The 10,715-nt window shown below is 40.7% G+C and carries 11 protein-coding genes; 8 read left to right on the plus strand and 3 right to left on the minus strand.

The annotated features are described in order from the left end of the window. The first annotated feature begins 180 nt into the window (after positions 1-180). The 4 genes from A5875_RS00800 to A5875_RS00815 are packed head-to-tail and all read left to right on the plus strand — an operon-like array spanning position 181 to position 3,758. The gene (locus tag A5875_RS00800; RefSeq protein WP_088931848.1) at positions 181-654 is read left to right on the plus strand and encodes a hypothetical protein; all 474 of its coding nucleotides are present in this window, start codon (positions 181-183) and stop codon (positions 652-654) included. Positions 655-657: 3 nt separating this feature from the next. Next, entirely contained in the window at positions 658-1,875 is a 1,218-nt protein-coding gene (locus tag A5875_RS00805; protein WP_088931849.1) for an efflux RND transporter periplasmic adaptor subunit, read from the plus strand. Further along, positions 1,876-2,562 carry an ABC transporter ATP-binding protein gene (locus A5875_RS00810; RefSeq protein WP_088931850.1) on the plus strand — a complete coding sequence of 229 codons (687 nt, stop codon included), beginning with the start codon at positions 1,876-1,878 and terminating at the stop codon, positions 2,560-2,562. Continuing rightward, positions 2,559-3,758: an ABC transporter permease gene (locus tag A5875_RS00815; RefSeq protein ID WP_088931851.1), complete on the plus strand. Its 1,200-nt coding sequence runs from the start codon at positions 2,559-2,561 to the stop codon at positions 3,756-3,758. The genes A5875_RS00810 and A5875_RS00815 overlap by 4 nt, the downstream gene beginning before the upstream one ends. A 103-nt stretch (positions 3,759-3,861) precedes the next feature. On the opposite strand, the gene A5875_RS00820 is transcribed toward A5875_RS00815, so the two are convergent. Then, a complete protein-coding gene (locus A5875_RS00820; protein WP_088934596.1) occupies positions 3,862-4,248 on the minus strand; it encodes a type II toxin-antitoxin system HicB family antitoxin in 387 nt (128 codons plus the stop codon). Positions 4,249-5,221: 973 nt separating this feature from the next. Between A5875_RS00820 and A5875_RS00825 the strand changes: the two genes are divergently transcribed. Further along, complete coding sequence (locus A5875_RS00825) at positions 5,222-6,712, plus strand: hypothetical protein (protein WP_254911832.1); 1,491 nt, start codon at positions 5,222-5,224, stop codon at positions 6,710-6,712. Between the two features lie 425 nt (positions 6,713-7,137). Here A5875_RS00825 and yidC read toward each other — a convergent pair whose 3' ends face one another. Further along, positions 7,138-8,076 (minus strand): membrane protein insertase YidC, encoded by a 939-nt coding sequence (gene yidC, locus A5875_RS00830; protein WP_088931853.1) that lies wholly within the window; start codon positions 8,074-8,076, stop codon positions 7,138-7,140. 105 nt (positions 8,077-8,181) lie between these two features. Further along, on the minus strand, positions 8,182-8,454 hold the full coding sequence (locus tag A5875_RS00835; RefSeq protein WP_088931854.1) for an acylphosphatase: 273 nt from the start codon (positions 8,452-8,454) through the stop codon (positions 8,182-8,184). A gap of 134 nt (positions 8,455-8,588) precedes the next feature. On the opposite strand from A5875_RS00835, the gene A5875_RS00840 reads away from it, so the two are divergent. The 3 genes from A5875_RS00840 (at position 8,589) to A5875_RS00850 (ending at position 10,680) form a co-directional block, all read left to right on the plus strand. Further along, positions 8,589-9,350, plus strand: coding sequence for a TrmH family RNA methyltransferase (locus A5875_RS00840; protein WP_176244579.1), 762 nt, complete (start codon positions 8,589-8,591; stop codon positions 9,348-9,350). 130 nt (positions 9,351-9,480) lie between these two features. Continuing rightward, entirely contained in the window at positions 9,481-9,978 is a 498-nt protein-coding gene (locus A5875_RS00845; RefSeq protein ID WP_088931856.1) for an HD domain-containing protein, read from the plus strand. Between the two features lie 36 nt (positions 9,979-10,014). Further along, positions 10,015-10,680 carry a YczE/YyaS/YitT family protein gene (locus tag A5875_RS00850; protein ID WP_088931857.1) on the plus strand — a complete coding sequence of 222 codons (666 nt, stop codon included), beginning with the start codon at positions 10,015-10,017 and terminating at the stop codon, positions 10,678-10,680. Positions 10,681-10,715 lie beyond the last annotated feature (35 nt).

The following is a 10,715-nucleotide window of genomic DNA, read 5'->3' on the forward strand; positions in this document are numbered from 1 at the left end:
GCCTTGAAGCATAACTTTTCATAATCGCAGGCATTTAGGATGGAAATCTTATTTTTTAGGAATATTCTTCAAAAGAGAAGGGATTTAGTAGTATAATGAGGAATAATTTGTGAAATGTTTGCTTAGGGTTGTTGCAATATTTTCATGAATGATTGAAAACATGTTGGATGGAGTGATGAAATGGAAAAACATTTGAAGAAGGCAAAAACGTGGAATATGGTGTTGATTGTATTATCTCTAATTTCTGTAGCCACAGGGATATTCGGTCTGCCAAAATCTTTAAATCCTAAAATGAGCAATTTTGAAGTGTTAGGAGATTATGGTCAGCAGATGTTTGATTATATGAATAATCCGATGACTAAAGTTATCTCTGTCTTATCTTTAGTTATTTCGATTGGTTTAGTGATTCTTTATTTTAAGGCGAATAAGAAACTGGCTGATGAAATTGCACCAACAAAAGTACCTTATTACGTTTATATTGGTTGGAGTATCCTAGGCTTAGCAATCAATTTGATTATGCAGCCTAAAATGGAAGTAGAAGGTGTCAACGTTTCCTTTGTGACCACGATCATCGGCGTTGTGTTCCAGTTTATCTTCCTGATCCCAGCTATTTTAGTTATCGTTCACCTATTTAAAGCAGACCCAGAGGAGTAGCCAATGACAAAAAAGAAAATGACGAAAAAGCAAAAGATCCGTTGGAGTATCATTGCGGGAGTTCTCGCGTTAGTGCTGTTTATCGGTGCCTTCGCCTATTCTCAAATGAAGAGCAACAATGTTAAGGATAATAAATTTCAAACAGTCACCTTGAAAAAGTCTGATCCATTGACCTTTAACGGTGTCGTGGAAGCGACTCATACACAGGATTATTATTTGGATCAAACCCTTGGAAAGATTTCTGAGATCAATGTTCAGGATGGCCAAGAGGTCGATTCAGGAACGCTGCTGCTAAGCTATACCAATACAGAATATCAAGAGCAGGCAGATGAACAAAGCACGAATCTAGATAAACTGAATCTAGCTGTATCAAACGCGCAGGAATCATTGGCGCTCGCGCAAGATAAGCAAGCCAAGGAACAGCAAAAATTGAATGACGCCATTACGAATTACAATAATACCAATGAAAATAGCGAAGAGGGCGCCGCTAAAAAGGAACAATACAAACAAGAACAGACGCAATATGAAAGCAGTTTGGATGCGGCCGCAGATGCGGTAGTTCAAGCAAGACAAGCACTGGAAAGCGCGAATGTCGAGTTAAGCTCGGCTTCACAAAGTGTGAATACGATGCGCGGTAAAGTCAGCTCAACAATTGCCAGCGCAGCAAAGGGAACAGCGTATATCAATGAAAAAGGCAAGAACGATCCGTCAGTGCCAGTCGTAAAAGTCGTCAGCAATGAGATCACGGTCGAAGCAAAAGCCTCCGAATATGATTATCCGCAGGTGCGTCAAGATGCGGCAGTGACGATCAAACCGATCACGACGAATCAAGAGATCGCCGGCACGATCACTCATGTCAATAAATTACCCGATCAATCCAGTGATGCGGCTAGTCAAGCGGGAGCAGCTGGCTCTGCGGCAACGAGCGCAGTGTCTAATTACAGCTTCATCGTGAAACCGACGGAGGATCTGCAATACGGCTACAATGTTCAAGTTGTGCTGCCGCTAGATGAGATTCGGATACCGAAAAAAGCAGTCAGAAAAACCGGCGACACCCAATATGTCTTTGCTTACCGCAAAGGAAAGGTTCGGGAAGTGAATATCCAAGCCGAAGATAAAGGCGATTATTTCATCTTGAAGGATGGTCTCAAAGACGGCGACCGCATTATTTCAAATCCTGACAAATCATTACGCGATGGTCAGGAATTGGCGGTGGATTAAATGATCGAACTGAAAAATATCAACAAGTATTACCGCAACGATGAAGAAGCGCTGCATGTTTTAAAAGATATCAATCTAAAAGCGGATGCCGGTGAAATGATCGCGGTGATGGGACCATCAGGCTCAGGGAAATCCACCTTGATCAACCTGTTAGGGTTTATTGATACGAAATTTGAAGGTGAATATCTATTTGAAGATGAAAATCTGGTTGCTACGACTGATGATCGCTTATCGAAAACCCGGAATGAAATGGTGGGCTTCGTCTTCCAGAATTTCAGCTTGATTGAAAATTATACAGTCTATGAAAATGTGGAGCTGCCGCTGCTTTATAATGGTTACGGCTTCCATCAAACAAAGGAAAAAGTCATGTTGGCCTTGGAAAAGGTCGGGATCGCTGACAAAGCGGAGAAGCATCCGCGCCAGCTTTCCGGCGGACAGCAGCAGCGGGTCGCTATTGCCCGGGCGTTGATCAATCAGCCGAAGTTTATCATCGCGGATGAACCAACGGGAGCATTGGATACGCATACCTCCAATGAGATTATGGAGCTGTTCAAGGAGTTGAATCGTCGTGATCATGCGACGATCTTTCTAGTGACCCATGATCCTGAGGTCGTTCCCTACTGTACACGTCTGGTCAAGATCAGAGACGGTGCGATCACTGAAGATAGGGCGGTGACCGAAGAATGAAGTTCTATGTAAATTGGCGTTCCTCTTTAGGATCGATTTTTAAGAATAAGAAACGCAGTGCCTTGACGATGTTTGGGATCATCATCGGGATTGCGGCAGTAATTGCCATTTTATCGATTGGCCGCGGCTTTGAGCGCGACACGATCGAAAGTTTAACTGCCGAAGAATCGGATAAGCTGGAGGTCGATATTAATTTTATACCCGGCAATGATGCCTTGTATTATTCCAATGTTGACATGATCCAGGCCTCTGATTTTAGCTTACTGAAAGATGTTGAAGGAGTCGAAGCGGTTTCCTATCCGAAAAACGATTTATCTTATATTTATAAAGAAATCAAGGTAAAGGATAAAACGAAAAATTATCGTGTGGGAGTTGTTTCTAAGGATGGCGAACCTGTCAGTTATGGACGAGCGATCAGTGCTTACGATAATCAAACCCAAAATAAAGTCATTACGATCGATGCTTCATTAGCAAAGGATCTCTATGGCTCTGCTAAAGGTGCAGTGGGTCGCGGCTTCGAACTCGATAAGCAGGTCTTTACGATCATCGGTGTCTTTCCGGCTGGTCCGGAAGAAACGATGTTTTCAGAAGGTACGACTAAAATTCTGCTGCCGCGTCAAACCTATATTCACTTCTTCGGAAACGAACAGGATACCAGCGCAGTAGTTCTCACTCTAGCGGATGGCAGCAAGCTGAATAAGGTTGCAGATAAAGCAATCAAGAAGCTGGAATCTGCTGGTGCGATGCGTCAGCAAGGGGAATACCAAGTTTCGAATATGGCGATGATGACCGATGGAATCAGTGAAGTATTAAGCAGTATCACCCTGTTCATCAGTGCAGTCGCGGGGATTTCCCTATTCATCGCGGGTGTCGGCGTCATGAACATGATGTATATCTCAGTGTCGGAACGGACAAAAGAAATCGGGATTCGTCGGGCGTTGGGTGCTACACGCGGGGCGATTCGTATGCAATTTCTGTTAGAAGGAATGACCTTGACGCTAGTTGGAGGAGTCATTGGCTATCTGTTAGGAATGCTCGTTGCTTATGCGATCGGCAGTGCGATGGATATCTCCGTATCGGTGGACCTGTTCACTGTTTGTCTAGCTGTCGGCGTTTCCAGCGGAATCGGCTTGATCTTCTCAGTCATGCCGGCTTCAGAAGCAGCCAAGAAAGATCTGATCGATATTTTGCGGTAGAGGCTGAAAGAATCATCATGAGCAAAAAAAGAATTCTTAGATACACTGAGCTATCTCAAATTTGAGGTAGCTTTTTTCTGTAGAAAAAGAAGTTTAGCAAAGGCTAAACTTCTAATTTTTCTTTCAGAGCTTCGGTTAGTGTAGCTGAAAAGTTGATTTTTGCTTCGTTGCCCAGATCGTTTAGATAGCTTGGGATAGTCAATGTTTTCTTGATTGGCTTGCTGTTAAATTTTTTGCGATAAAATGCTAGATCGATTTCAATTGGGATCAATAAATCTTCTGGTGCTACAGGGATACTCAGATGATCAGAGGGCACAGGAAAAGCTTCTTTTTCATCCTCAGCATTGATGAGCCAACCAGCAAGTAAGTCTTTTGCCATATAGAGTGCCTCGTGCATATTCTCACCAAACGTTGCGGCATTGTCTAAATCTGGAAACACAACGTTGATCCCATCCTCAGCAAAGTTGAACACGGCATAATAAATTACCAAATTGATCATTCCTTTCGAATCAGTATAGGAGATATGCTTTTTGAAATACAATCACTTTAGCACGTGCAATAATACGTGTAAATGTTGGATCAGTTTATTTCTCTGCTTTTATACTAAAGTTATCAAAGGGGTTATTAGTTAAATGAATGAACCTTTACTTGAGCTACGAAAAAAACCATCGCCGACCAGCGATGGTTTTCGTTATATAGACAGCACTAATATTAAAGTTTTCGCTGTCTAGCTTCACGAACTAGCTTTTCTATACAACGGTGTGACCTAACCAGTTGCTGCTAAATTAGCATTAAGCAGAACGAGCATATCGCGAGTAAGAAAATTTTGTTAAGTCTGAGAAGCGCCAAGTAGGAATAATCGCCATCAGCTCCTAAAGATCGCTGTATTTCTTGACAACTTATCAAAATTTTAGTCTTATTGCTGTGAGATACAGCGATCGTTTTTTGGAGCTGATGTGGAACAGTACCTACTTGGTGCTCAGCTAACTCCTAGCTAAGAAATCATTTTTCAAAAATCGTGAAAAATGAATCTGATTGTCGTTGCGCATACCATTCCACTAATCTCGCTAGTCATCTCTCAGTTGATGTGGATAAATTCTTGGCAGAATTTAACTGTATTTTCGATGACATACCATTTTTCTAATCACGCTAAAGCGTGGAGAAAAACTGGCAAAGCTGAGCGAGTTCGTGAAGCCTTTCTTAATTCTTCATTTTGAGGTAGACGCTTGCAATCTTTATGATTGTGCTTGGACAAATAATTACTTACAATTATGGAAAGATTAGTAATGTTTAGAAATAATTAGTAATAAATGATATGAAAATGTTTGCTATGCAGTTTGAGTGAATCATTGTTTAATCAAGTAAATTCAATACAGATTGAGTTTAAAGTTTGAATACCGTTTGTAGCAAAATTTTTCTTGTCCATCAAAATAAAAAAGAGGATTTAAAAAGGGGTGTCTCAGGTGAAAGAGAGTGTTAAACATATTTCTACAAGAAAAGAGCTGTATGATGAGATTTGGAGCATTTCTGCAGCTGGAGTTGCTAGGAAGTATGATATTCCTTATAAACAGTTTTTAGAACAAGTTAAAGAAGCGGATATTCCCATCCCAACTTCAGGCTATTGGGCGAAATTGTGGAGTGGAAAATCAGTAGATGTTATCGAGTTGGCCGGTAATCCCAATGAGCAAATAATCCTGAGTGAAAGCGAAACGGATTCAGATCAAAACCGCAATAAAACACATAAGGATTATAATCGTACTCAATTATACAAGGAAGTTTGGGAAAGACCAATAAAAGATGTCGCAAAGAAATATCACGTTTCAGATAAGACAATTCGTAAAGTGTGTAAATCTTTAGGAATTCCCACTCCGCCAATAGGTTATTGGTCAAAGGTTCGTTCAGGAACAAAGGTTAAGCGTCCCCCTCTACTAAAAGGAAATTATCCGAATGAAATTTCAGGTAAGAGAAATAAAGAATTGTCTTTTCCAGAAAAAGTAGCATCCAAGGGAAAACGAATAGACATTTTGAATGATCAGGAGTTTAAAAAAGTTCTTACGATTGCTGATCAAATTGAATTAACTGATCATGATGAAAGGATTAACCCTATAGTAATCCGGCAACAAGCAATAATTACCAACTGGCAAAAAGCCTACGCCGAAAATCTTAGTGAAGGGTTGGGAAAAGATGGGCTTGGTGATCCACCGATGGATGCTGACAAACTTTCAGAAGAAGGAGTTGCAAGAAGGAGCAGGATTGTAGATACCTTAATGAGGGCGTTAAGTTCTGAAGACCTTGTTACAAGCTCTGAGGAATCTTTTTTTTTAATAAAAGGAGCGGATGTGAGATATTCTTTTTCAGAGGCTAAAGATAAGGTACCTCATGTCCTTTCAGATAAAGAAAAGATGGAAATGTTGAAGTATGAAGAAGAGAAGAAACGCAGACCTTCAGCTTATAAACCGAAAATCAGAAAATATGATTACCATTTCAATGGGAAACTGAGTCTCAAATTATCCAATAACAAATTTTTTAGAGACTCTAAATCGACTAAGATTGAAGATAGGCTAGATGAAATAGTAATTGCCATTTATGAAGCAGCTGATTTTTCCAGAAAGAAGAGTATTAAAGAAGCTGAAGAAAGATTAAAAAAACTAGAAGCACTACAATTACAGGATGAGCAAAGAGACAGATATAATGCTGAAATTGATAATACAAACTTTTTACTAAATGAAGCTGACGATTATGAAAAAGCTCGTCGAATTAGAAACTTAATAAGTGCTGCCGAAAAATCAGAAAGTAAAGAAAAGTATTCGGAAGAATGGATCACATGGGCGAAAGCTAAAGCTGATTGGTTCGACCCAACTGTTGCCAAAGAGGATGAGATTTTTGGTATACGTAAGCATACAAAGAATGTACAAGATAAGAAATTAAAAAAGAAAGATGATTTCTGGTATTAGTAAAATGGATAGTCTGCAAAATCTCTAGCACTCGTGAAAATGAACTTTTAATTATTGCTCAAGCACTAATGATCTATATGGGTAGAATAAAGAACTACGATCTGTGAACTGAATATAAGCAATCCCCTTAGTCTCTTTTGAAGTCAAAGAAGGACTATGGGGATTTTACATTTCTACTTCATTTTGAAAAATAATGTATAAGGGTTTCATTTTACTACCAAATTAAGTATCTATTTGTGTAAAAGAAATTGACCTTTGAAAACTGAATAGCTTTTTCCTTAATTTCAATTGGGTAAGCAACTCTAGTTCTCATATAAAAAACACCTCCATATTAAATTCATTTTAACGTGAATTCAACTAGAGATGCTTTTTTATTTTGTTTCAGTTTACTGGGGCAGTTCCAATAGTTGCAAACAGCTTTTTTATTATTTACGTTTTTGTTTACCGGCGTTACGTCCATTGCCAGTATTGTTGTTCTTGTTTTTATTCTTTGGTTGATTGACTTGTTTTGGTTGGATCGGTTCCGCTTTTTTGATTGGTTTTGTGACCACTTGTTTTGGCGGATTCTTCTTTAATTCTTCTTGAATCTGCGCTTTGATACGAGGACGCATCAAGACGTTAGTGATAAAGGTTTGAAGACAGCTGAAGATACCACCGACTACCCAGTAAAGCGCCACTCCGGCAGGCGAAGTGAATGACATGAAGACGATCATCAATGGAGAGGCGATCATCATACTGCGCATTGTTTTCTTCTGTTCTTCTGGTACACCGATTAATGAGATGTATCCTTGCAGCAGGTAAGCGACACCTACGACGACTACTAAGATATAGCTTGGTTTCGCCAAGTCTATGCCTATGAATGTCGAATGCTGGATACCTTCTGAAAAACGAGCCGTGTAATACAGTGCGGAGAAGATCGGCATCTGGATCAGTAACGGTAAACAACCCATGCCGCCCATCATGCTGACATTGTTTTCTTTGTAGACTGCCTGCATTTCACGCTGTGCTTCCATTTGTTCTTCTTGTGTAGATGCTTGTTTTACTTTTTCTTGCGCCGCATCGATTTGCGGTTTGATCGATTGCATTTTTTCTGATTGAATCAAAGATTTCTTCGATTGGTTGATTCCCAAAGGCATAATGACCAAACGAACGATGATCGTCAAAACGATGATCGCTAAACCGTAAGACCAGTTGAAATTGTTAACCATCCAGTTAAGAAAGTTCTCTAGTGGAACAACCAGCATGCGATAGACTAGACCGGACGTATCAGGGGTCCCATCCTTATCCATTCGTACACAACCCGAAAGGAGTAAAAGAACACCCAAAAGGCCGGAGCCCAAAAGCCAATTTTTAAATTTTGTCATTTATTTCTTCCTCTGCTAATAAAAATTTATACAGGAAATACTATACTAGATAACACAAGGCTTTTCAATCTAATTCGAGAAAAGTAAGGGAACCTTGTCATTTTTTTAATAGACGACATTGAACTTATCATAGTCTTTAATGGCAGGGTCTTCGTATTGTTCAATATGCGAAACTTTGGCAAAGGGATTTTGCGGCTGTTTGACTTTTCCTAGAAATTCGGTGATTTGTTCTTTGGTACCAACGGCTTCGATGGTTACACTGCCATCGTCTTCATTCTTCACCGTACCAGTCAGCCCAATCTCGACGGCCATTTGATACGTGGTATAACGGAAGCCGACGCCTTGAACACGACCAGTAACATTTATATGCATCTTCATAAGAAAACCTCCTAATTATTTCTTATATCTATGATAACGATTTTTGCTGGTTGAGACAAGAATTCGCGTGCTATAATAACAGTCGGAGCTAACTCAGAGAAAAAATAATACCTAAAATAAGTGAGGCAAACATCTTGAAAGAGATTCAATCGAGTAAAAATACATTGATCAAAGAAACCAAAAAGCTGCAGCAGAAAAAATACCGCCAGCAAACCCAAAGCTATTTATTGGAAGGCTTTCATTTGGTCCAAGAAGCCAAGGCCGCGAGTGTCGTCTTAAAGGAAGTATTTATCAGCCAGCGGGGATTGAACGAATGGTCCGAATGGATCGAAGCGAACCTTGCGGATTACTATCTAGTTTCTGATGAGGTCTTGAAGGCTTTAGCCAGTCAGCCGACGCCTCAGGGGATGATTGCTGTGGCGGAGATGCCGCAGGAGGAACGCCTTGATTTTTCCGGAGCCTGGCTATTATTGGATAATGTGCAGGACCCTGGCAATGTCGGTACGATGATCCGGACTGCGGATGCGGCTGGTTTTTCCGGTGTCATCTTAGGACAAGGCAGTGCCGATCTGTATAATCCAAAGACCTTGCGCAGTACACAGGGCAGCCTTTATCATCTATCTGTCCAACATGGTGAGCTGGCAGAGATCATTCCGCAATTCCAACAAGCCGGCAGCCCAGTATTAGGTACAGCACTTGATAAAGAGGCGAAGGATTATCTAGCTGTGGAGAAAATGACGGATTTTGCCCTAGTCATGGGGAACGAAGGACAAGGCATGTCACCGGAGTTATTAGCGCTGACGGATCAGAATCTGTACATTACGATCAAGGGTCAAGCTGAGTCGTTAAACGTTGCGATTGCGGCCGGCATCTTAATGTTCCACTTATTTAAGTAAAAATTCACAATTTGGTAACTGTTATTAAGGAACTGTTAAACTTTATTCACAAAGACCTTGGAAGCCTATTCACCACTTTGAATGCGTGTTATAATGGGCGACAGAAACAGAGAAAAGGGGCTTTCTATCCATGGCAGAAAATTGGCGTGACGATGAAGAATACGTTTCTTATATTGAAGATTTATTAGCTACCGACGAAGTACAAAGATTAGCAAATTACACTCAGCATATGAATTCAACACGATTGGAACACTCTATTAGTGTTTCTTATAATAGCTACAAATTAGCAAAACAATTTAACGGCGATGCCAGAGCGACTGCTCGCGCAGGACTGCTGCATGACTTGTTTTACTATGACTGGCGGACAACGAAGTTCGATGAAGGCTCACATGCCTATATGCATCCGCGGATCGCTGTGAAGAATGCGGAGAAGATCACCGATTTGTCTGACCTTGAACGTGATATTATTATCAAACATATGTGGGGTGCAACGATTACACCACCGAAATATAAGGAAGGCTACATCGTAACAATGGTCGACAAATATTGCGCCATTAAAGAAGCCGCCGTGCCTTTAGTAGACAGATTCAATTCCTACAAAGCACGCTTAAAGAAAGAATGGAGTTAATAGAATCCATATTAGGCATCAAACAATTATTGTTTGATGCCTAATTTATGCGCTAAAACAGCTTTTGAAAGTGAGGACCAAGTTATCAAACCGAATATAGCAAAGCAACTATTTTTTGCCATCATGGGCACCTTTATCGCCGCTGTCGGTGTTCGCTTGATCGTTGTCAGCGGACTGGGGGCAGATGCGATCAGTACCTTAGTCTTAGGTATCCTGCAGCATGTGCCGCTGAAGTTTGGTACGGTGAGTATGTTGTTTAACGGGATCATACTGATCATCATCTTTTTCTATGACCGAAAGATGATCGGGATCGGCAGCCTGATCAACAGCTTTGGCTTGGGCTTTTGTCTGAATATCCTAGATTGGGCGGGAATTCTGCATACGATTCCCAGCGGTATGGGTTACTTATCCATCATTGCGGGTTCGATCGTTTTTGGCTTCGGGACAGGCATTTATCTTTTAGCCGATGCAGGCTCAGCCGCTTATGAATCCTTAATGATTTTATTGAAGCGGGGATTAAAAAGCTCAGTAAAGGTCGCTCGGATCATTTTGGATGCGGTGATTTTTTTGACCGGTTTCTTATTAGGCGGACACATTGGCTGGGGGACGCTGATCGTCTTATTATTGATGGGGCCTTCGTTAGAGATGACCCTGAATCAATTACCCAAGCTAAAATTCTTCCGTGTGCAGGAAGTAAAATAAAGTGAGAAATAATTTTCCCTAGTAAGTATAGGGGT

The organism is Enterococcus sp. 3H8_DIV0648 (assembly GCF_002140655.1).
Lineage (GTDB): Bacteria > Bacillota > Bacilli > Lactobacillales > Enterococcaceae > Enterococcus_A > Enterococcus_A hulanensis.